The sequence below is a fragment of the Mycobacterium sp. 360MFTsu5.1 genome (assembly GCF_000383495.1).
In the GTDB taxonomy this organism is placed as follows: domain Bacteria; phylum Actinomycetota; class Actinomycetes; order Mycobacteriales; family Mycobacteriaceae; genus Mycobacterium; species Mycobacterium mucogenicum_B.
On record NZ_KB911466.1, the window covers coordinates 42,963 to 64,798 of the forward strand.

General features: G+C 69.0%; 15 protein-coding genes. 9 read left to right on the plus strand and 6 right to left on the minus strand.

Going from position 1 to position 21,836, the window contains the following annotated elements:
- Window position 1: 1 nt before the first annotated feature.
- Window positions 2-1,720 (minus strand): DEAD/DEAH box helicase, encoded by a 1,719-nt coding sequence (locus H289_RS0112410; RefSeq protein ID WP_029105144.1) that lies wholly within the window; start codon window positions 1,718-1,720, stop codon window positions 2-4.
- 30 nt (window positions 1,721-1,750) lie between these two features.
- Window positions 1,751-2,392, minus strand: coding sequence for a TetR/AcrR family transcriptional regulator (locus H289_RS30410; RefSeq protein ID WP_020101122.1), 642 nt, complete (start codon window positions 2,390-2,392; stop codon window positions 1,751-1,753).
- 113 nt (window positions 2,393-2,505) lie between these two features.
- Here H289_RS30410 and H289_RS0112420 point away from each other — a divergent pair, with 113 nt between their 5' ends.
- Complete coding sequence (locus tag H289_RS0112420) at window positions 2,506-5,265, plus strand: helix-turn-helix transcriptional regulator (protein WP_020101123.1); 2,760 nt, start codon at window positions 2,506-2,508, stop codon at window positions 5,263-5,265.
- A 61-nt stretch (window positions 5,266-5,326) separates the two neighbouring features.
- Here the strand turns inward: H289_RS0112420 and H289_RS0112425 are convergent, their stop codons facing one another.
- Together H289_RS0112425 and H289_RS0112430 are read right to left on the minus strand one after the other, a co-directional pair.
- On the minus strand, window positions 5,327-6,829 hold the full coding sequence (locus tag H289_RS0112425; RefSeq protein ID WP_020101124.1) for a hypothetical protein: 1,503 nt from the start codon (window positions 6,827-6,829) through the stop codon (window positions 5,327-5,329).
- A gap of 290 nt (window positions 6,830-7,119) precedes the next feature.
- A complete protein-coding gene (locus tag H289_RS0112430) occupies window positions 7,120-7,617 on the minus strand; it encodes a cupin domain-containing protein (RefSeq protein WP_029105145.1) in 498 nt (165 codons plus the stop codon).
- A gap of 135 nt (window positions 7,618-7,752) precedes the next feature.
- On the opposite strand from H289_RS0112430, the gene H289_RS0112435 reads away from it, so the two are divergent.
- Window positions 7,753-8,514, plus strand: a complete 762-nt coding sequence (locus tag H289_RS0112435) for a polysaccharide deacetylase family protein (RefSeq protein WP_029105146.1) — start codon at window positions 7,753-7,755, stop codon at window positions 8,512-8,514.
- A gap of 31 nt (window positions 8,515-8,545) precedes the next feature.
- Window positions 8,546-9,223: a M24 family metallopeptidase gene (locus H289_RS0112440; protein ID WP_036420525.1), complete on the plus strand. Its 678-nt coding sequence runs from the start codon at window positions 8,546-8,548 to the stop codon at window positions 9,221-9,223.
- A 74-nt stretch (window positions 9,224-9,297) separates the two neighbouring features.
- Here H289_RS0112440 and H289_RS33870 read toward each other — a convergent pair whose 3' ends face one another.
- Entirely contained in the window at window positions 9,298-13,929 is a 4,632-nt protein-coding gene (locus tag H289_RS33870; protein ID WP_155944123.1) for a PGRS repeat-containing protein, read from the minus strand.
- 813 nt (window positions 13,930-14,742) lie between these two features.
- Here H289_RS33870 and H289_RS0112470 point away from each other — a divergent pair.
- On the plus strand, window positions 14,743-15,072 hold the full coding sequence (locus H289_RS0112470) for a pentapeptide repeat-containing protein (protein ID WP_081633396.1): 330 nt from the start codon (window positions 14,743-14,745) through the stop codon (window positions 15,070-15,072).
- Window positions 15,073-15,147: 75 nt separating this feature from the next.
- Here H289_RS0112470 and H289_RS0112475 read toward each other — a convergent pair whose 3' ends face one another.
- Window positions 15,148-16,050, minus strand: coding sequence for an SDR family NAD(P)-dependent oxidoreductase (locus H289_RS0112475; RefSeq protein ID WP_020101131.1), 903 nt, complete (start codon window positions 16,048-16,050; stop codon window positions 15,148-15,150).
- A 102-nt stretch (window positions 16,051-16,152) separates the two neighbouring features.
- On the opposite strand from H289_RS0112475, the gene H289_RS0112480 reads away from it, so the two are divergent.
- The 5 genes from H289_RS0112480 to H289_RS0112500 all read left to right on the plus strand — a co-directional run bounded on the left by H289_RS0112480 (window position 16,153) and on the right by H289_RS0112500 (window position 21,836).
- Window positions 16,153-16,716, plus strand: a complete 564-nt coding sequence (locus H289_RS0112480; protein WP_029105149.1) for a TetR/AcrR family transcriptional regulator — start codon at window positions 16,153-16,155, stop codon at window positions 16,714-16,716.
- Window positions 16,717-16,726: 10 nt separating this feature from the next.
- Window positions 16,727-17,563, plus strand: coding sequence for an LLM class F420-dependent oxidoreductase (locus tag H289_RS0112485; RefSeq protein WP_020101133.1), 837 nt, complete (start codon window positions 16,727-16,729; stop codon window positions 17,561-17,563).
- Window positions 17,564-17,776: 213 nt separating this feature from the next.
- Window positions 17,777-19,402, plus strand: coding sequence for a chaperonin GroEL (gene groL / locus H289_RS0112490; protein ID WP_020101134.1), 1,626 nt, complete (start codon window positions 17,777-17,779; stop codon window positions 19,400-19,402).
- Window positions 19,403-19,596: 194 nt separating this feature from the next.
- Complete coding sequence (locus tag H289_RS0112495; protein WP_020101135.1) at window positions 19,597-20,835, plus strand: DUF4878 domain-containing protein; 1,239 nt, start codon at window positions 19,597-19,599, stop codon at window positions 20,833-20,835.
- A complete protein-coding gene (locus tag H289_RS0112500) occupies window positions 20,832-21,836 on the plus strand; it encodes an AAA family ATPase (RefSeq protein WP_020101136.1) in 1,005 nt (334 codons plus the stop codon). The genes H289_RS0112495 and H289_RS0112500 overlap by 4 nt, the downstream gene beginning before the upstream one ends.

A 21,836-nucleotide genomic window follows, 5' to 3' on the forward strand; every position in this document is an offset into this window, starting at 1 on the left:
GTCAGGCCGTCAGCTCGCGCTGCATGTTGCGGATCGCGGCGATGCGGTCCTGCAGCTGTTCGCGGGTCGCGGCCGCCACCGGGGGACCGGGGTGCCGGCGCCGCAGCTCGTTGTGAATCCAGCCGTGCGGCCGGCCCGTGCGGTGATGGAACGCAGCAACCAGCAGGTTCAGCTCCTTGCGGAGCTCGCGGAGCTGGCCGTGCGTGGTCATGGGGGGAGGCGGTGCGCCCGTGGCGGCGGCCTTGGCGCTGCGCTTCTGGAGCTGCTCGTCCTGGCGCTTGCTCAGCAGATCCCGCATCTGACTGGGGTCGAGCAGACCCGGGATGCCCAGGTAGTCGGCTTCCTCGTCACTGCCGGTCTCCGTCGCGGTACCGAACGACGAGCCGTCGAAGATCACCTGATCCAGCTCGGCGTCCGACCCGAGCATCTCGAAGCCGTTCTCCAGCTCCGACTTCTCGTCTTCCTTCTTCTGCGCCTGCTCGAGCAGTTCGTCGTCGAGCCCGTCGGACACGCGGTGCGGCTTACCGAGCACGTGGTTGCGCTCACGCTCGAGCTCGCTGGCCAGCTCCAGCAGATTCGGCACCGACGGCAGGAAGATGCTGGCCGTCTCACCCTTGCGGCGCAGGCGCACGAACCGGCCGATGGCCTGCGCGAAGAACAGGGGAGTCGACGCACTCGTGGCGTACACGCCGACCGCGAGCCGTGGCACGTCGACACCCTCGGACACCATGCGGACCGCGACGAGCCAGCGGCTGGTGCCCTCGGAGAACTGTGAGATGCGGGCCGACGCCGTCGGGTCATCCGACAGGATGACCGTCGCCTCCTCACCGGTGATGGTGTGCAGCAACTTGGCGTAGGCGCGGGCCGTCGTCTGGTCGGTGGCGATGATCATGCCGCCGGCGTCCGGGATGCTCTGCCGCAACTGGCCCAGCCGCTTGTTGGCCGCCGCGATCACCGCGGGCATCCATTCACCCTCGGGGTTCAGTGCGGTGCGCCAGGCCCGGGCGGTCTGCTCGGCGGTGAGCGGTTCGCCGAGTCGAGCCGCGTGCTCCTCGCCGGCACTGTCGCGCCAGCGGGCCTCACCGGAGTAGGCCATGAACACCACCGGGCGCACCACGCCGTCGGCGAGCGCGTCGGAGTAGCCGTAGGTGTGGTCGGCCACCGACTGCTGATGGCCGCTGCCGTCGGGCTCGTACTGCACGAACGGGATGGGGCTGTCGTCCGACCGGAACGGGGTCCCGGTCAGGCAGAGGCGCCGCGTCGCGTCGTCGTAGGCCTCGCGGATGGCCTCGCCCCAGCTCTTCGCGTCGCCGCCGTGGTGGACCTCGTCGAAGATCACCAGCGTCTTGTGGTTCTCGGTGCGCACCCGGTGCTTGGTCGGGTGGCTCGCGACCTGGGCGTAGGTGACGACGATGCCGTGGTAGTCCGAGGACGTCTGGCCCGTCGAGTTGCTGAACTTGGGGTCCAGCGCCATGCCGACGCGCGCGGCGGCTTCCGCCCACTGCGTCTTGAGGTGCTCGGTCGGGACGACGACCACAACCTGGTCGACGGTGCGCTCCGTCAGCAACTCGCCGGCGATCCGCAGGGCGAAGGTCGTTTTGCCTGCGCCCGGCGTTGCGACCGCCAGAAAATCACGTGGCTTGGCGGTCAGATACCGCACCAAAGCCCGACGCTGCCAGCCCCGCAAAGCCTGGGTGCTGGGCGCTGCATAAGCCCGCACCCGAAGACTCCTCCTTGGTCGAAGGGCAGTCTAGGGCAACGGGTTTGGCGGATGCACATTTGCCCGGCGTGTCCTGGCGCTCGGCTCGTCGGTGTCGCCGGCCGACGTGGTGATCAGGCGCGTCACCGCGTCGCAGACGATCGCCTTGCGCTGGGCGTGGTCGTCGATGCCGATCACGGCGAGCAGTGTGGGGCTGAGGTTGTGCCACATCGACGCGATGGTGAGGACCAGGGTGAACAGCACCGGCGCGGGAAGTTCACCGGTGAGCTTGCCCTCGGCCTGGGCGGCGGCGATGGACGCGATCTGCTCGTGCATCGTCTCGCCGGGAAAGCCCGCGGCGGAGTCGTCGGCCCGTTCGAGTCGGTGCCAGGCGATCAGCCGGCCGACTTCGGGCTGGCCGGCGTAGACGTCGATCAGGTGCGCGGCATAGCCGGGCAGGTCGTCGGCGACCACCGGGCTGTCGGCGAAGAACCGCTGTGTCATCGAAGCCCAGACGGCGTCGAACAGCTGATCTTTGCTGCCGAAGTAGTGATAGATCTGCGCCTTGTTGGCGCCGGCGTTGGCGGCGATGCGATCAACCCGGGCCCCGGCGATGCCGTACTGGGCGAATTCGGTGGTCGCCGCGCAGAGCAGCCGCGCGCGAGTGGCGTCGGAATCCCGCGGGTGGCCCATTTCGGGGATTTTAGCTTCTTGGTCGGCGTTTGCTAACTAACTAATTAGTTGACAGTGGAGTGAGGCCTGCCTAACGTTCGGCATCGGGTGGGATGTGGATCACAGGAGGTGGTGTGGTCGCTGAGCCCTGTCAGCAGCGGTTGGCCGTGCCGCCACCGGAGCTCGTCGGTCGCGGCGAACAGCTTTCGAGGTTGATGGCCGCGATCAGCGATACCCCGCGCGGGCGCACCGTAGTGGTCTCCGGTGCCGCCGGGTCCGGCAAGACCGCGCTGCTCGACGCCGCCTGCCGCCACGCCTGCGAGGTCGGTTTCCGGGTGCTGTCGATCGCCGGGACGCCGGGTGAATCCGACACCCCGTTCGCCGGTGTGCACCAGCTCATCCACGCGCTCGGGTGTTGGGGCGGCGAGGCCGAGCAGTACCACCGCATCATCGACGAGGCGCTGCGATCGCCGAGCGGGGAGCAACTCGACACCGTCCGGGTCGCCATGGCCCTGCTCGAACTTCTCGGCGCCGTCGAGCGGCAGCAATCGGTCCTGGTCTGCATCGATGACGGGCAGTGGCTCGACGCACCGTCGCGCACCGCGATGATGTTCGCGGCCCGCCGCAGCGCAGGGCGGTCCCTGACCGTCGTGCTGGCGATCCCGGCCACGGCCGGAAAGATCCTCAGCGGTGGCGGCCGCGCTGTCGAGATCGAACTGTCGCCGCTCGAGCGCGCCGATGCCGCGGTGCTGCTCGACCGGCAGCCGGTCGTACCGCGCGGGTTGCGGCGCGAGCAGGTGCTGACCGCGGCCGCGGGTAACCCGGCGGCCGTCATCGCCTTCGCCGAGACCGCCGCGGCCGACGACGTCACGGTGGGTCCCGCCGCCGAACCCTTGGCGCTGCCCGCCGCCAGCCTCGGTATCTACAGCCGCCGCCTGGCGCTGCTGCCCGGGACGACGCGGGCCGCGCTGCTGGTGCTCGCGGCGGCATCCGACCAGGATCTGCGGCAGCTGATGCCCGCGGCGCTGGCGGACCCCGAGATTCTCGCGCCGGCCGAGGTCGCCGGGATCGTCCGCGTGACGTCGAGCGGGGTGCGGTTTCTGGACCCGCTGATCCGGTCGGCGGCGTATCACCGGGCGCCGGCGACGGCCCGCTCGGCGGCGCATCTCCGACTGGCCGACGCCCTGACGGCGCTGCCGCACCGGCAGGTCTGGCATCGCGCGCACGCGGCGCTCAAACCCGACGATGCGCTGGCGGCGCAGCTGGCCGACACCTGCGACGAGGTGCTGCGCCGGGACGGCTATCTGGCCGCCGCGGTGACCATGCAGCGCGCCGCGATGCTGACCACCGATGCCGGTGAGCACGCCCGGCATCTGGTCCGGGCGGCGCCGCTGGCCCGCAACGCCGGTGACCCGCACTGGGCCGCGGCGCTCAGCCGGTGTGCGCTCGACGGCGTCGATGACGTCATCTCCCGGGTGCGTGCCCACACCGAGTTGGGGTCGGCGCGGTGCTGGCATGCCGACAATCAGCGGGTTCTGGACATGCTGCTCGAGTCGGCCGGACTGGCGATCGATATCGCCCCCGCGATCGCCTGGGAGTCGCTCCGGGTGGCCGCGACAGTGAGTTTCATCGCCGACGACGCCGCGGGGCGATGCGGCGTCACCCGTCTGCTACGGCAGTTGGAGGACGGCGCGCCACCGGGGAATGTGTCTGCGCTCGCCGACCGGCTGTGGATCCGCACCGCCACCGATCCGCACCTGGCCCATCTGCAGTTGCCGGAGATCATCGCGCTGTCCGGTCGGGTCGGCGACGCCGTCGGGCTCACCGCCGTCGGTGCGTCGGCCTGGCTCGCCGGGGAACCCGACCTCGCGGTGCGCTGCCTGCGCGGCGCACACACCGGAGCGCTGGCACCGCGCTTCGGCGGCTTGGCGTCGACCGCCCTGTGCTGGGCTTTCGTGGAGTCGGGCCGCTGGGACGAGGCCGTCGACGCGGCGGCCACCATGAGCTCGTCGGCGGTCGTCGCCGGCGTTCCCGTCGTCGCCCGCATCGCGGATCTGGTGATCGCCACGGTCGCGGCCCGACGCGGTCAGATCGCCACCAGCCGCGAGCGACTCAAGTCGGCCGCCGCGTTGGCCGACTTCCGGGACCGGCCCGCGCTGGCGGCGTGGATACACCACGTCGCGGGGTCGATCGCGCTGGCCGAGAACCAGGACACGACCGCGTACGCCGAATTGGCGGAACTGTTCGACGAATCCGGATTGCCGGTGCACGCGTATGCGTCGTATCTGGCGCTGCCGGACTACGCCGAGGCCGCGGTGTCGACGGGCCGGATCGGCCAAGCCCGCGATCAACTGGCCCGAATCCTGAGTCATCTGCCCAGGTCCGTGTCACCGCGGTTGACCCAGCTGGTCGCGCACGCGGACGCCGTCCTCAATCCGGACACCGCCGGGGCGCGCTATTTCGAGGCCCTCGCCGATCCGGCCGGCAACCGCTGGCCGTTCGAGCGGGCGCGGCTGCGGATCAGCTACGCCGGCTGGCTGCGCCGGCACCGACGCCGCCGGGACTGCCAGCATCAGTTGGCCGCGGCCCTGACCGTCATGCAGGACCTCGGCGCGGCGCCGTGGGTCGACCTGTGTACCCGGGAACTGCGGGCGGCCGGGGTGCGTCCGCAGTCGTCATCGGTGCAGACCGGCGCATTGAGCTCGCAGGAACACAACGTGGTCTACCTCGTGAGCGAGGGGTACACCAATCCGCAGATCGCGACGATCTTGAACCTGTCGGTGCGAACGGTGTCCAACCACCTGTATCGATCGTTTCCCAAGCTCGGTGTCACGAGCCGTCATCAGATCCATGATGTGGCGCGCCCCGCGACCTGGACGAGCGATCGTCCCTGACGGCCGCAAATGAAAAGTCGGCGGCGACGGAAAATCCGCCGCCGCCGACCGGTGTTACTCGTCAGGCCGCGCTGTGCGACTTCGACTTGGTCTTCGAGCCGGTGTGAGAGCCCTTGTCACTGCCGCCCTTGGTGCTGCCACCCTTGGCGCCCGAGTCCGATCCGGAGGCCGAACCCGAGGTTGAACCCGAGCCCGAGGTCGAACCCGCACCTGCACTCGAACCCGAGTCGGAGCCCGCCTTGCCCTGATTGCCCTTGCGACCGGGGGTGGTCGTCTTGGTGCCATCGCTGCCCGAGGACGAGGACGAGGACGACGACGAGGACGAACCGGAGCCCGAGCTGTTGGAGCTGGAGCTGGAGCTGGAACCCGTCTTGGTGTCACCGGCCTTGGTGTCACCCGACTTGCTGTCGCCGGACTTGCCGTCACCGGCCGAGGTCGAGCCCGTCGTGCCGTCGGTGCTCGAGCCCGTCGACGTGCCGGTCTTGGTGGTGCCCTCGGTGTTCGAGCTGCCGGCCGTGCCGTCGCTCGATGTTCCGGTGGTATCGCCCGTCGGGCTGCCGGCCTTGGTGGTGCCCTCGGTTGCCGAACCGGTCGACTCGCTCGTCGACCCGGCCGTCTTGGTCTTGTCGGTGCTCGCGGTGTCGGTCGTCACGGCCTTGGTCGTCGCGGCGGTGCTCAGCGTCACCGTCGCGGCCGTGGTGGAGGGCAGGGCGGTGATGTCGGAGGCGGCCTTGGTGGTGGTCGTCGCGGCCGTCGCAGCCGGCTTGGCCGGGGTGATGTCGTTGAGGATCGACTTCACGACGGCGACGATCGCCTGCACCGTGCCGGCGATCGTGGTGCCGCCGGGGACGGTTGCCCCGCCGCCGAACAGGCCGCCGCCATAGATGTTGAAGCCGGGGATGTTGATTCCCAGCAGCGCACCGAGGTTGGGTCCGTAGCCACCGTTGAGCAGGCCGTCGATGACGGTGGCCGGCGCCTGGATGACGGCGGTCGCCAGCTTGCCGAGGTCGCCGGCCTTCACCGCGTTGATGACGTTCTGGGTGGCGGTGCCCATCGCGCCCAGGGTGCTGGCGACCGGTCCGATGAGGCCGACGCCGAGCTCGAGCAGGATGTTCGGCAGATCGTTGGCGATGTTGATGACGCTCTTCAGCGGCTGCGAAATCAGGTTGCCCAGGGCCTTCGGCAGGGGCCCGATCGGGTTGATCGCGGCGAAGATGGGCAGCACGATCGCCAGCTGGAGGTTGTTGAGCGCGCCCTCGACGTTGGCCTTGCCGAGGTCGTTGAAGGCGGCCCCGAGGTAGCCGGGCACCTCTTTGGTCAGCGCCGTGACCACGGCCTTGCCGCTCTCGCCGAGGGCGTTGACCAGACCGCCGATGGTGCCGACCTGGTTGGTCAGCACCTGGCGCAGGATCGGGAACAGGCCCAGCTCCATATAGGACTTGAGGTCGGCCTGCAGGTTTGCGGTGGCCGTCCCCAACACCTGGCCGTACAGGTCGAACGGACTGCTGGTCAGGTTGACGGCGGCGGTCGACATCGCGTGACTGATGGACGGGAGCGACGGCATGTGCGCCAGTGGTTGGACGGGAGTGACTGCGATGGCTCCTGCCGTCAGCAGTGTGGCTCCGGAAAGGACGGACGATCGAACGGCGGCGTGCAAGATGGGTTTCCTCTCATTCGCTGCGGCCGGACGGTGGCGGCAGCGTCTACCTGACTTTTCCGTCGGTTCGATCACGGATCGAACAAATATTGACGGCAACGCACATCATGGGATGTTTGTGTTACTGGCCGGTAGAGACAAATGACTCAATGTGCACGGCTCGAGAGGAACGCCGGTCCCAGCCCGATCGCCGGGCGCTATTCCACGAAGAAGTTGTCGTGCTTGATGAACCACTCACGACGTTCGTCGTCGGTCATGTCGGCGAGTTGGCCGAACCCTTCGAAATAGGCCTCCCGGGGAGCGCCCGGGGCGAACAACATCAGAACCGACGCGGACTCGTCGGCCTCGTTGCGGAAACCGTGGATGCCGCCCGGCGGGACGTAGAGGAAGTCGTTGGGGCCGGCCTCGACCCAGTCGGTGCCGTCGTAGAGCGTCATGGTGCCGGACAGCACGAAGAACGCCTCGGACATGGCGCGGTGGAAATGCGGGCCCGGGCCGCCGCCGTGCGGCGCGATGTCGACGCGGTACAGGCCGTAGTCGCCCGCGGTCTTCTTGTGGTTCGCCAGGTAGTGGTACTGGATCACGCCGTGCGCGTCGTAATCGGGCGGCTCGTCACCGCGTCGCAGCGTGGCGCTGACTTCCGGCTGATCGGATGTGTACCGGGCCGGGGGATAAGGCGGTACTACCAACGACATGATCGACTCCTGGTGGCCATCGAGCATCGGCTCCTCGACTCTCAACCATAGGGTGGCCCGCCGTTCACGTGGTTCGCGGCGAACTCACAGGCTCCGGACACTCGGTGTTCAGAGTTCCGGCCTAGCGTCCGTCCGGTGATAACCAGACGCGCCTTCCTGGCTGCTGGGGCGGCGGCCGCCGGTTCGCTGGCATTGGCCGCGCCGAGCGCCGCAGCGCAGGATCCGAGCGCCGTCGCCGGCCAGTACGCGCGCCGGGTACCGACCCAGTGGGGGATGGCGCTGCCCGGGATCGTCACCTCGGTCCCCGCGGGCGGGCGCCAGATCGCCCTGACGTTCGACGCCTGCCGCGGCGGTGTCGACGAGGCGCTGCTCGACACGTTGCAGCGCAACAACGTGCCCGCGGTGCTCTTCTTCAACTCCCGGTGGATCGACCAGCACCCGGACCGGGCCGCGCAGCTGGCCGCCAACCCGCTGTTCGAGATCGGCAACCACGGCACCCGTCATGTGCCGCTGTCGGTGACCGGTCGTGCCGCTTATGGCATCGCCGGCACACGGTCGGCCGCCGAGGTCGTCGACGAGGTGTGGGGCAACCAGCTGAAGCTCACCGCGTTGACCGGCCGGGCGCCCACCTGGTTCCGGCCGGGCACCGCCCACTACGACGACGTGGCCGTGCAGATCGTGCGCGACCTCGGGTTGCAGCCGCTCGGCTTCAGCGTCAACGGCGACTGCGGCGCCACCTTGCCGGCCGCCCGGGTGCGCGCGAATGTCGTTGGTGCGCAGCCCGGTTCTGTCGTCATCTCCCACATGAACCATCCGGGCTCGGGTACCGCAGCCGGCTACGCCGGGGCCATCGCCGATATGCGGGCGGCCGGGTGGGAGTTCGTGCGGCCCGCCTAGCATCGGTGCGGTGGAGAAGTTTGACGAGGGCATGCGGGCCGCGCGGCTTCTGGATGCTCAGGACAAAGCAGCGGAACTGTTCGTCGCCATCGAGGAACGCGGGCTGATCCGGCCCGGCGTCGGCGAGCGTCAGGTGACCGACGAGATCCGTGATCTGGCGGCCGAAATCCTCGGCGTCACGCGGCACTGGCACAAGCGGATCGTGCACGGCGGCGAGAACACGCTCGCGACCGCGCGGGAGAACCCGCCCGACCGGGTGATCGCCGACGACGACATCGTGTTCGTCGACCTCGGCCCGCTCTTCGAGGAGTGGGAAGCCGACTTCGGCCGCACCTTCGTGCTCGGTGACGATCCGCGAAAGCTGGCCTTGCGCAACGACTTACCCAAAGTGTGGGAAGCGGCGCGGGCACACTTCGAGTCGACCCCGGATATCACCGGCGCGCAGCTGTTCGACCACGTCGTCGAGCTGAGTCGCGCCGCCGGCTGGGAATTCGGCGGTGCGATCGCCGGACACCTCGTGGGGGAGTTCCCGCATGAGAAGATTCGTGGCCACGAGATCGACTCCTATGTGGCGCCCGGCTCGGACCTGCCGATGCGGCGCCTGGATTCCCAAGGGCGGCAATGCCATTGGATTCTCGAAGTGCACCTCGTCGAACCGGGCCGGCAGTTCGGCGGGTTCCAGGAGGAGTTGTTGGATCTACGGAGGTGACGGCATCCGGCCGTCCTGAATAGCCGAATGCGGTGTGGCGCCGATTGGCACCACACCGCATTCGCTGTCTGTGGCTAGATCAGGACTCCGGAGCCGCCGGCCGGGTTGCCGGTGCCTCCGGAACCGCTGGCGCCGCTGCTGCCCGTAGCGCCGTCGGTGCCGTCGTGCGTGCCGTGCCCGCCGTTGGCGCCGCCCGAACCGCCCGCGCCGCCCGCACCACCGGCGGGACCGTTGCCGCCGGCGCCGGTGATCGAACCGGTGCCGCCGTTACCGCCATTGCCACTGGTACCGCCGGTGCCGCCGGCCCCACCGTTGCCGCCGTTGCCCCACTGGGTCACGTTGTCGTTGTAGCCCTTGCCGCCGTCGCCACCAGTGCCGCCGGCACCACCGATGCCACCGTTACCGCCGACACCACCGACGTTGTCGCCAGTGGAGCCGCCATTACCGCCGGCGCCCGCGGCGCCGCCGTGGCCACCCACACCGCCGGTCGCACCGGCGTTGCCGTTGATGAACGGGGTGCCGTTCGCGCCGGTCTGGCCGTCGCCGCCGAGGCCACCATTGCCGCCGACGCCACCGTTACCGCCGGCACCGTCGATGCCGTTGGCGGAGAATCCGCCGGCGCCACCGTTACCGCCCGCGCCGCCTGCGCCGCCCGTGCCACCGAAGCCGCCGCCGCCGCTGATACCGGCCGCGTTGTTGGACCCGAAGGCCGGAAGCCCGCCGACGCCGCCGGACCCGCCGGTGCCGCCGGTGCCGCCGGTGCCGCCTGCGCCGCCGACGCCCGAGATCGTGCCGCCGGCTCCACCGGCGCCACCGTTACCGCCGGCACCGCCGCTGGTGCCGGACAGGCCGGTGCCCCCCAACGTCGCCCCGATGGTCCCGTCGGCGCCGTTGCCACCGGTACCGCCGGCGCCACCCGCGCCGCCGTTGCCGGTCAGGCCACCCGCACCGCCGGCACCGCCGTCGCCACCGCGGCCGGCGGTACCCAGGATGGTGAGGGCATCAAAGCCGTTGCCGCCCTTGCCGCCGTCGCCGCCATTGCCGCCGAAGCCGTTGGCTGCCTGGTTGGCGCCGGCGCCGTTGAAGCCGCCGGCCCCAGCGCTGCCTGCGGCGCCGCCGGTACCGCCCGTGCCGCCGTTGCGCTGGATCGACGAAATGCCGTCCGACCCGGCACCACCGGTGCCGCCGTTTCCGGCCCAGCCACCCTTGCCGCCGTTTCCGACGGTGCCGTGGGCTGCCGCGCCGCCCTTGCCGCCAGCGCCGCCGTTACCACCCGCACCGCCGGAACCACCGGTGTTGCCGCCGAGGACACCCGAGCCGCCGCTGCCGCCGTTACCGGCGTTGCCGCCGACACCGCCGTTGCCGCCGTTACCGGCGTTCGTGCCACCGGCACCACCGATGCCGCCGGCACCGCCGTGGCCGCCATTGGGTCCGTTCTCACCAAGTGCGGCAAGACCATCGGCGCCATTACCGCCCTTGCCGCCGGCACCGCCGTTGCCGCCGTTGCCGTCGGATCCGCCGGAACCACCGTTACCGCCGGCACCGCCGTTACCCGCGACGCCGACTGCGGTGATGGTGTTGAACCCGTTACCGCCCTTACCGCCGTTGCCGCCGTTGCCACCCGCACCACTGGCGGCCTGGTTGACGCCCGCGCCGTTGAAGCCACCGGCACCCGAGGTGCCGGCGTTGCCGCCGTCACCGCCCTTGCCGCCGTCGGGGATCAGTGACGAGCTGCCGTCGGAGCCGTCGCCGCCGTTGCTGCCGTTACCGGCCGCACCGCCCTTGCCCCCGCTACCGACGGTGCCGTGAGCGGCCGCGCCGCCCTTGCCGCCGACGCCGCCGTTACCGCCGTTGCCGCCCTTGCCGCCGCCGCCGAGGGCTCCGCCACCGAGCACGCCCGAGCCGCCGCTGCCGCCGTCACCACCCGCGCCGCCGGTTCCGCCACTGCCGCCGTTACCGGCGTTCGTGCCACCGGCACCACCGATGCCACCGGCACCGCCGTGGCCGCCGTTGGGGCCGTTCTCGCCAAGCGCCGCAAGGCCATCGGCACCGCTACCGCCGATGCCGCCCGCGCCACCACTACCACCGTTGCCGTTGGATCCGCCGGAACCGCCGTTACCGCCGGCGCCACCGTTGCCTGCCACGCCGATCGCGGTGATGGTGTTGAACCCGTTGCCGCCCTTGCCGCCGTTGCCGCCGTTGCCACCCGCGCCATTCGCGGCCTGGCTTACTCCGGCGCCGTTGAAGCCGCCGACGCCCGAGGTGCCGGCATTGCCACCGTTGCCGCCCTTGCCGCCATCGGGGATCAGCGACGAGCTGCCGTCGGAGCCATTGCCACCGTTGCCGCCGTTACCGGCTGCGCCACCGGTGCCACCGGCACCGACGGTGCCGTGGGCGGCCGCGCCGCCCTTGCCGCCGCCGCCGCCGTTACCGCCGCTGCCGCCGTTGCCGCCGCCGCCGAGGGCTCCGCCACCGAGGACACCCGAACCGCCGCTGCCGCCGTTGCCGGCGGCGCCACCGGCGCCACCCCTGCCGCCGTTGCCGGACTGGGTGCCGCCCGCACCGCCGTTGCCGCCGGCGCCGCCGTGGCCGCCGTTGGGGCCGTTCTCCCCAAGTGCGGCAAGGCCATTGGCACCGTTACCACCGGTGCCGCCCGCGCCGCCGGAACCGCCGTTGCCTGCAGTTCCACCGGAGCCGCCGTTGCCGCCGGCGCCGCCGTTGCCCGCGACGCCGATCGCGGTGATGGTGTCGAATCCGTTGCCGCCCTTACCGCCGTTGCCGCCGGTGGCACTGGCGTTGCCCGTCGCGGCCTGCTTCTTGCCGCTGCCGTTGAAGCCGCCGGCACCCGCGGTACCGGCGTTGCCGCCGTCACCGCCCTTGCCGCCGTCCGGGATCAACGAGGAACTGCCGTCGGAGCCGTTGCCGCCGTTGCCGGCGTATCCGGCAGCGCCACCGGTGCCGCCGGCGCCGACCGTGCCGATGAACCCGACCTTCTTGCCACCCTTGCCGCCGACGCCGCCGTTACCGCCGTTGCCGCCGTTTCCACCGCCGCCGAGGGCTCCGCCGCCGAGGACGCCCGAGCCGCCGTTGCCGCCGTTGCCGGCCTTGCCGCCGGCGCCACCGCGTCCGCCGATGCCGAAGATGTGGCCGCCATTGCCGCCGATGCCGCCATTGGCGCCGGTCTGGCCGTTGCCGCCGTTCTGGCCCAGCGCGGCAAGGCCATCGGCGCCGCTGGCACCGTCGCCGCCCTTGCCGCCGGCGCCGCCGTGACCGATCCCGCCGGCGTTGCCGCCGTTGCCGCCGTTCGTCGGCGTGAAGATGCCGAAGCCCGAGTAGCCGGCGCCGCCCGCGCCGCCGTTGCCGAAGCCGCGGGCGTTGCCGCCGTTGCCGCCATCCACACCGGGAAGGCCGCTCGAGTAGCCCTTACCGCCGTCGCCGAACCACAGACCGCCGTTGCCGCCGTTGGGGTTGATCAGGTTGCCGTTGGCGCCGTTGCCGATCAGGTACTGGCCGGCCAACAGATTGATGCCGGTGTCGACCACGAAGCCGATGGGGCTGTTGATCCAGGCCTGCACGCCGAAGTGCACGTTCTGGTAAATCCAGTTGGCGACGATCACCGTCGGGTCGACGAACGTGGGCAGCGCCAGCGGGCCGACTGCGGCCAGCGGGTTGACCGCGGCGAGCGGGTTGACCGCGGCCTCCGGTGCGGGCGCTGCCTGCGGGTTGGCCGCCGCCTGCGGGTTGACCGCGCCCAGGGGGTGGGCCGCGGCCGGCGGGGCGGTCGCAGCCACGGAGTGCGCGGCGCTCGGGTGCAACCGCTTGTTGGCGACGACGCCGTACTCGACCTGGCGTCGCACCCAGGCCATCACGGCCCAGACGCCGGGCATCTGGTCGGGGTGGGTCGGTGCGTCGGGGGTCAGCATGGTGCCCAGGCCGACGGCGGACAGGAGGCCGGTGATCGGGTTGAACGGCCTGCTGGTGGGGGCGGTGACGACAGCCCCGGTTCCCGGGGTTGCCGCGCCGGACGAGGTGGACGGGTCACTCGGAGCCGACGGGGTCGTGGCGCCGGCCGGGGTGGTCGTGGTGTGCGGCGCCGTCGGCTTGGTGCCAGGTTCGGTGGCTTTGGTTCCGCCGGTGACCACACCGGCAGTCGACCGCGGACCGCGTGCGGGGCGGGTACCTGGGGTGCCCGTGTTGGAGCCGCCGGTGGAGGCGCTCGGGGTGCCGTCAGAGGTGCTGGCGTGCTTGGGCGGCTTGGTGCCCGGAGTGGGCTTCACCTTGGGGCCCTTCGCCAGGTCGTTGAGTGCTTTCCTGGCTTCTTCGGCGTACTGGCGCATCCGGTCCTGCGCCTGTTGGCGCGGGGTGCGCGGCGTATCGGACGGGGTGCCGGACGACGGTGTCTCACCGGTCTCGGTCGACGGCTTCGTGGACGGCTTCGTCGGCTTGGGCTTGCTCGGGTTCTTGGTCTTGCTGTCCGTGGTCTTGGTGGCACCGGAGTTGCCCGACTTGGAGCCGCTGTCGCCGGTGGAGCTCTCGGTGTTGACGAGCCGGATGTCCGCGGTCACCGACTGCATAGTCGGAGAATCGGGCCCCAGCAGCAGCATCACACCGGCGCTGGCGAATGCCGCACTGGTCAAGCCCGCAGCCGCGAGCGGCCCGGCCGCACTCCACCAGCTGTTCGTCCCCACTGCCCTGTGCTTGCCCACGATCCTCCTCGCGCGTCGGGTGTGAGATGCAACACCCCCGTCAATAAACGTGGGGAGACTAACACCCGTAATCGCAAGCTGTGAACATCTTGAGGAAAGTGTGCGGCCGTTCATATCGCGGACCGCCGGTACCGACATTGTTCCGGAAAAGGCATTCTCACCTGGGGAAAGTCGGCTGTCGTGCATATTTTGAAAATATTCGGGTGCCCGGGTCGCGGGTCCGCGCTGCGGCGGCCGAGGGGCTGGCGGTGTAAGGGTCTCGAATATTTTTAGAACACGTTCATTTCTGTAGTGCACAACCGATTTGGCATCTTCAGGCAGGTACGGGGCCTGTGTGGCGGCGCTGGTTTGGGTGTATCCGGGGTGCTGCGGTCCCGTGTTTCAGGATTCGAGAAGGGTCCATCGGGCCGGCATCGACGAACGCTCGGCCGCGACGCTGTCAGCAAATGAAAGATGCACGCCGGCGACATTACGCAATTACTCAATGCCGTAAATACGTTGGCGATGCGGAAATTTGCCACACCGGTTGTATTTGCGGCGATCTTGGGCTGGGGCCGGCGACGATTCCGTTGAAAATCAATTCACCCGGTAAATATCGACGACCTGCGATGTGTGTGAATACTGCTGGCAATTAATCACTTTGGCAAATTTTCGACGGTCGGACGCTGCATTGCGAGACATCTTGTGAACCTGCGGCAGGTCGCGCTCTCGCATACGCGTAATCGAGTAGCGATATTTGCCGAATTGCTTCGCATTCGCCCGGATGCTGTCTACTCTCTAGCTATCCATATTCGGGCTAGCGAAGGAGAAGTCATGTCGATGATCCGTTCAACCGTCCTCTTGGGAGCGGCAGTGGCCGGTGCTGGCGCAATCGCACTGCTCGGCGCCGGCGCGGCGTCCGCCGACTCCGGCATCAACCTCGGGCCCGGCAGCAACGACGGCGTGCTCAACGGCGGTGCCGGCAACACCGGCGTCCTCAACTTCGGTTTCGGAAACAAGGGCATCCTGAACCTCGGCAATGGCAACACCGGCGTCGCCAACATGGGCAACCTGAACACCGGCATCGTCAACATCGGTAACGGGAGCGGCGGCGTCGTCACCGTCGGCGACGGGCGCAACGGGCTGCTGAACATCGGCTACTGAGGCGCTTCGAAGCCGAGACAGTCCTGTGGGTTATGCGAAACCTCCTGTCGCACAACCCACAGGACTTCTTTTTGCTCAGACCGGGAACGTGACGCCGGTCAGTTCCTCGGAGACCGTCCACAGCCGCTGCTGCAGCTCGGTGTCATGTGACTGGTCGCTCGAGCCGACGACCTTCGGGTAACCGGTCTGCTGGAACCGTCCGTCCGGTCCGTAGTACTGGCCGCCGAAGGCGGCCGGGTCGGTCGCCGCGCGCAGGGTGGGCAGGGCGCCCATGGCGGCGCTTTGGAACAGCCGTTCCGCGACGGGCAAGATCGCGGCAGGCAGTGGTACATGCCGCGTCAATTCGGTGTTCGACCCGCCGGGGTGTGCGGCGAGGGCGACGGTCTCGGCGCCCGTCAGCCGGCGCTGCAGTTCATACGTGAAGAGCAGATTGGCGAGCTTGGACTGGCCGTAGGCCTCCACCCGGTTGTAGCGGCGCTCCCACTGCAGGTCGTCGAAGTGGATGGCGGCGCGAATCCGGTGGCCCAGGCTGCTGACCGTCACGACGCGCGAGCCGGGCACCGTGAGGAGCTGGTCGAGCAGGAGTCCGGTCAGTGCGAAGTGTCCGAGGTGGTTGGTGCCGAACTGCATCTCGAAGCCGTCGGCGGTGGTCTGCTTCGGCGTCCACATCACGCCGGCGTTGTTGATCAGCAGGTCGATAGCCGGGTATTCGGATTTCAGCTGTTCGGCGGTTTCCCGGACCGACTGCAACGAGCTGAGGTCGAGTTCCTGGAGGGCGACGTCGGCGTCGGGGGTGGCCTGCCGGATGCGGTCGACGGCTTCCTTGCCCTTGTCGAGATTTCGGACGGCGAGCACGACGTGTGCGTTCTTGGCGGCGAGCGCGGCGGCGGTCTCGAAGCCGAGGCCGGTGTTCGCGCCGGTGATGACGGCGGTGCGCCCGGTCTGGTCGGGGATGTTGGCGGTAGTCCACTTGGGCATGACGGTTCCTCGGTAGCCTGGGGGTTATCCGGGGCGAGCGCCCCGGATGCTTCACATATCCGGAACGGTCGCCCCGTTTTATTTGTTCCCGGGAGCATGATGATCTGCAAACCGAAGAGGCCATTGCGGGCCGACGCGGCCCGGAACCGCGCTCGCGTGCTGGAAGTCGCCTACCAAACCTTCGCCGACGAGGGGCTTTCGGTGCCCATCGACGAGATCGCCCGGCGGGCCGGCGTCGGCGCCGGCACCGTCTACCGGCACTTCCCGACCAAGGACGATCTCTACCGCGCGGTGATCGAGGATCGGCTGGAATACGTCATGGGCGCCGGCCGGGCGTGCCTGGCGTCGGACGCGCCGGGCGACGCGCTGTTCGACTTCCTGCGTGCGATGGTTCGGTGGGGCGAAACCGATCAGGGCCTGGTCGACGCGCTCGCCGGCCTCGGCATCGACGTCAACGCTCTGGTGCCCGATGTCGAAGAGGAATTCCTGGCGCTGTTGGGGGAACTGCTGGCCGTCGCCCAAGGGGCCGGCGCCGTCCGGGCGGACGTCACGGCATCGGATGTGAAGACGCTGCTCGTGGCGGCGAACGCCGCGCAGCGTTACAACACCGACGCTGCGGATCGCGTCATCGAATTGATGATGGACGGGCTGCGGCCACGTCAGTAGCGTCGGCCGTATGAAGTTCGGGATCTCGACCTTCGTCGATGACGACAGTATCGATCCGGTTTCGCTGGCCCGCGCGATCGAGGAGCGCGGGTTCGCGTCGTTGATCATCGCCGAGCACAGTCACATCCCGGCGAGCCGCGAGTCGCCGTATCCGAACGGCGGAGAACTGCCGCCCTGGTACTACAACACGCTCGACCCGTTCGTGACGCTTGCGGCCGCCGCGGCCGTGACATCGACCATCGAGCTGTTCACCGGCATCGCCCTGCTCATCCAGCGCGATCCGATCCACACGGCCAAGGAAGCCGCCAGCATCGATCTCATCTCCGGTGGCCGATTCGTCTTCGGCGTCGGTGCCGGCTGGAATCTCGAGGAGATGCGGGACCACGGCACTGATCCGAAAACCCGCGGGGCCCGGCTGGACGAGAGCATCGAAGCCATCAAGGCGCTGTGGACCACCGAACCCGCCGAATATCACGGCAAGTACGTCAACTTCGATCCGTCCTACTGCCGCCCCAAGCCGGTCCGGAAACCGCACCCGCCCATCTATGTCGGCGGCAACTCCGATGCCACCGTCAAGCGGGTGCTGCGTCACCGTGCGGGCTGGATTTCGAACCCCTTCCCCAGGGACGTGTTGGCGGAACGAACAGCGCAGTTGCGCTCGGGCGCGGACTACGACGTGCCACTCGCGATGTTCGGTGCACCTATGAAACCGGACTACTGGCGTACTGCCGAAGACCTCGGCTTCGGCCAACTCGGATTGTTCCTGCCCTCGGTCGGCAAGGACGAATCGCTGCGCCTGCTCGACGATTACGCGGCGCAGGTGGCGCAGTACCGGTCGGCGTCCTGATTTCCGGCCGCGAAGCGGTGCTTGCGCGGATGGCGAACGACCTTGCACTCGCCCTGTCAGAGTGCTAAAAAGACGTTGGCACTCTCGATAGGTGAGTGCTAGGTCGGGACAGTGAGGTCGGGGCCGCATCTGCGAGCACAGCCCAGGCCGTCCGTCGCGGGCGCTGCGCCTGACCAAAGACGTGCAATTCCCAACCGGAGGAATTACTTCGCAATGGCCAAGACAATTGCGTATGACGAAGAGGCCCGCCGTGGCCTCGAGCGGGGCCTGAACAGCCTCGCCGACGCCGTAAAGGTGACGCTGGGCCCCAAGGGTCGCAACGTCGTCCTGGAGAAGAAGTGGGGCGCCCCCACGATCACCAACGATGGTGTGTCCATCGCCAAGGAGATCGAGCTGGAGGACCCGTACGAGAAGATCGGCGCTGAGCTGGTCAAGGAAGTTGCCAAGAAGACGGACGACGTCGCTGGCGACGGCACCACCACCGCCACCGTTCTGGCTCAGGCCCTGGTTCGCGAAGGCCTGCGCAACGTCGCCGCCGGCGCCAACCCGCTCGGCCTGAAGCGCGGCATCGAGAAGGCCGTCGAGGCTGTCACCAAGGGCCTGCTGGCTTCCGCCAAGGAGGTCGAGACCAAGGAGCAGATCGCTGCCACCGCCGGTATCTCGGCCGGTGACCAGTCCATCGGTGACCTGATCGCCGAGGCCATGGACAAGGTCGGCAACGAGGGTGTCATCACCGTCGAGGAGAGCAACACCTTCGGCCTGCAGCTGGAGCTCACCGAGGGTATGCGCTTCGACAAGGGCTACATCTCGGGTTACTTCGTGACCGACGCCGAGCGTCAGGAAGCGGTCCTCGAGGACCCGTTCATCCTGCTGGTCAGCTCGAAGATCTCGACCGTCAAGGACCTGCTGCCGCTGCTGGAGAAGGTCATCCAGTCGGGCAAGCCGCTGCTGATCATCGCCGAGGACGTCGAGGGCGAAGCCCTGTCGACCCTGGTCGTCAACAAGATCCGCGGCACCTTCAAGTCCATCGCCGTCAAGGCCCCGGGCTTCGGTGACCGCCGCAAGGCGATGCTGCAGGACATGGCGATCCTCACCGGTGGCCAGGTCATCAGCGAAGAGGTCGGCCTGTCCCTCGAGACCGCCGACATCACCCTGCTGGGCAAGGCCCGCAAGGTCGTCGTGACCAAGGATGAGACCACCATCGTCGAGGGTGCCGGCGACGCCGAGGCCATCGCCGGCCGCGTGGCCCAGATCCGCAGCGAGATCGAGAACAGCGACTCCGACTACGACCGCGAGAAGCTGCAGGAGCGCCTGGCCAAGCTGGCCGGTGGCGTTGCAGTCATCAAGGCCGGCGCTGCCACCGAGGTGGAGCTCAAGGAGCGCAAGCACCGCATCGAGGACGCCGTTCGCAACGCGAAGGCCGCCGTCGAAGAGGGCATCGTCGCCGGTGGTGGCGTGGCCCTGCTGCAGTCGGCTCCGGCTCTCGACGAGCTGAAGCTCGAGGGTGACGAGGCCACCGGTGCCAACATCGTGCGTGTCGCCCTGTCGGCTCCGCTGAAGCAGATCGCCTTCAACGGTGGTCTGGAGCCGGGCGTCGTCGCCGAGAAGGTGTCGAACCTGCCCTCGGGTCACGGCCTGAACGCCGCGACCAACGTGTACGAGGACCTGCTGGCCGCCGGCGTTGCCGACCCGGTCAAGGTCACCCGCTCGGCGCTGCAGAACGCGGCGTCCATCGCGGCGCTGTTCCTCACCACCGAGGCCGTCGTCGCCGACAAGCCGGAGAAGGCCGCGGCTCCCGCCGGCGACCCGACCGGTGGCATGGGCGGTATGGACTTCTAAGTCCAGCTCTTCAACGAAAGGCCCCGGTGTGCTCTGCACACCGGGGCTTTTTCGTGCCTTCAGCCGGCGTCGGTGCTGGTTATTGCCGACGGAAGCCCACCCGGAGAGGTGATACCGTCGGGTCGCCGACGCAAGTCGGCACGGGGAGAGGGGGAGGTTCAATTGGTGACGCTTCGTGAAGGTGGCTTCGTCGCGTGACGCAACCACCGCAGTCGCAGTTCGGGGGTCCCAATCCGGTTGACGGACCGACACCGCAGCACCACGGTTACCGACAACCGCCGCCCGCGCCGCCGCAGTGGGGTGGCCCGGCTCCGGTAGGAGCACCGCAGGCCGCGCCGCCGCACGCGGGTTGGCAGGCCGCGCCGCAGCAGCAATTCCAGACCTTCCCGCAGCCCGGATACGCTCCGGCGCCGCAGCAACCGGCCAAGAACAAAAAGGCCTTGTTCATCACCGGCGGCGCCACCCTCGCGGTGCTCCTGGTGGTGGGCGTCGTCGTGGCGATCGTGTCGTTCTCCGGCGGCGGATCGGGCGGCGCCGGCGGTGGCGGCGCGAGTTCCGCGGAGGCCGCGGTCAAGGGGTACCTGGAGGCGCTGTCGAAGGGAGATGCGAACGCCGCGTTGGCATTCGGCACCGACCAGCCGGCATCCAAGGACTTCCTCACCGACGATGTGCTCAAGCAGCAGACAGCGAAGTGGCCCATCACCAACATCCGGATTCTGAGCGCCAACGAGACCGGCCCCATGGGCCAGGTGCACGTGTCCGTCAACTTCGGTGACCAGACCGCCGACCAGACCTTGATGGTGAAGAAGGACGACAGCGGCTGGAAGCTCCCCACGGCCAGCGTCAAGGTGAATCTCGGTGCCGCGGGCGGTATTCAGCTCAACAACCCGGCCACCGGTCAGCCGCTGCCGACCGCGCCGCTCACGTTGTTCGGTAAGCCGGCGCCGAGCAACGCGCCCGTCTATGTGTTTCCGGGCTGGCTCGACCTCGGCTCGGCGAGCAAGTATCTGACGGTGTCGACGGCGCGGCCGGTATTGCTCGACGGTTTGGTCGCATCAGGTGTCGGCCTCACTGTCGGCGCGCAGATGCAGCTCAGCGATGCCGGCTCGGAGGCGGCCAAGCAGGCGGTGGCGGCCGCCATCGCCGAATGCGCCAAGTCCACCGCGCTGGCGCCGCCGGGCTGCCCGAACGCCATGCCGAATCCGACGCTGGTCGACGGCACCGTGCACTGGGAGCCGCCGGCCGATCTGAACCAGGTCAAGTACACCTTCACCGCGTTCGATCTGACGGTGCGCACCATGGGGACGTCGCAGTGGACGATCACCGCGACGAGCACCAGCGGTGCGACGGTGCAGGGGAAGAGTTTCGTCCCGCTGATGGGCCAGATCGACATGTCGAAGGATCCGTTGACCGTGAAGTGGTTCGGTCGATGAGCGCCCCGACGATGCAGCAGCAGCCGACGCGGGAAGAACTCGACCGCGCCCGCGCGGTGGTGCACGCGGTGTCCGGAGCGTTCGCGGCCAAGGTGGTCGGTCAGGTCGGGCTGCAGCAGAGCCTGCTGATCGGGCTGTTCACCGGTGGTCACGTGTTGCTGGAAAGTGTTCCGGGACTTGCCAAGACGACGGCGGCCCGGGCGGTCGCCGACGCGGTGCAGGCCAAATTCCGGCGCATCCAGTGCACGCCGGACCTGTTGCCGAGCGACATCATCGGAACCCAGATCTTCGACGCGTCCAAAGGCGTGTTCCACACGCAGCTGGGTCCGGTGCACGCCAACATCGTGCTGCTGGACGAGATCAATCGCTCGAGCGCGAAAACCCAGAGCGCCATGCTGGAAGCGATGGAGGAGCGCCAGACCAGTATCGCGGGCGAGGTCTACAAGATTCCCGAACCGTTCCTGGTGCTCGCCACGCAGAACCCGGTCGACCAGGAGGGCACTTATCCGCTGCCCGAGGCGCAGATGGACCGGTTCATGTTCAAGGAGATCCTGACCTACCCGAATCCGCGCGAAGAGGCGGAGATGGTCTTCCGGATCGATGCCGGCGTCTACACCAATCACCGGACGGCTCCGGTGGCTTCGCTCGATGACATCCTCTACATCCGGGACGTGGTCAGGCGCGTCTACCTCGATCCGGCGATCGTCAACTACATCACCCAGATCGTCGCGGTGACCCGCACGCCGCAGCAGTACCTTCCGGCGAATCTGGCCCGGCTCATCGAGTACGGCGCCAGCCCGCGCGCCACGATCGCCTTCTGCAAGGCCGCGCGGGCGTTGGCGTTGTTGTCAGGCCGCAACCACGTGCTACCCGACGACGTGAAAGCGCTGGCGCACCGGGTGCTGCGGCACCGCCTGATCCTCGGGTTCGAGGCGGTGGCCCAGAACGTCACTCCGGAAGTGTTGATAGACAACGTCATTCAGGCAGTGCGAACTCCCTAG

What these genes read in the sequence shown, in the direction of transcription:
- H289_RS30410 (WP_020101122.1), bottom strand. Translation starts at nt 2,392, where the DNA reads ATGGGCCACCCGCGGGATTCCGACGCCACTCGCGCGCGGCTGCTCTGC.
- groL (WP_020101134.1), top strand. Translation starts at nt 17,777, where the DNA reads ATGGCCAAGACAATTGCGTATGACGAAGAGGCCCGCCGTGGCCTCGAG.
- H289_RS0112485 (WP_020101133.1), top strand. Translation starts at nt 16,727, where the DNA reads ATGAAGTTCGGGATCTCGACCTTCGTCGATGACGACAGTATCGATCCG.
- H289_RS0112470 (WP_081633396.1), top strand. Translation starts at nt 14,743, where the DNA reads ATGTCGATGATCCGTTCAACCGTCCTCTTGGGAGCGGCAGTGGCCGGT.
- H289_RS0112440 (WP_036420525.1), top strand. Translation starts at nt 8,546, where the DNA reads ATGCGGGCCGCGCGGCTTCTGGATGCTCAGGACAAAGCAGCGGAACTG.
- H289_RS0112500 (WP_020101136.1), top strand. Translation starts at nt 20,832, where the DNA reads ATGAGCGCCCCGACGATGCAGCAGCAGCCGACGCGGGAAGAACTCGAC.
- H289_RS0112425 (WP_020101124.1), bottom strand. Translation starts at nt 6,829, where the DNA reads ATGCCGTCGCTCCCGTCCATCAGTCACGCGATGTCGACCGCCGCCGTC.
- H289_RS0112475 (WP_020101131.1), bottom strand. Translation starts at nt 16,050, where the DNA reads ATGCCCAAGTGGACTACCGCCAACATCCCCGACCAGACCGGGCGCACC.
- H289_RS0112430 (WP_029105145.1), bottom strand. Translation starts at nt 7,617, where the DNA reads ATGTCGTTGGTAGTACCGCCTTATCCCCCGGCCCGGTACACATCCGAT.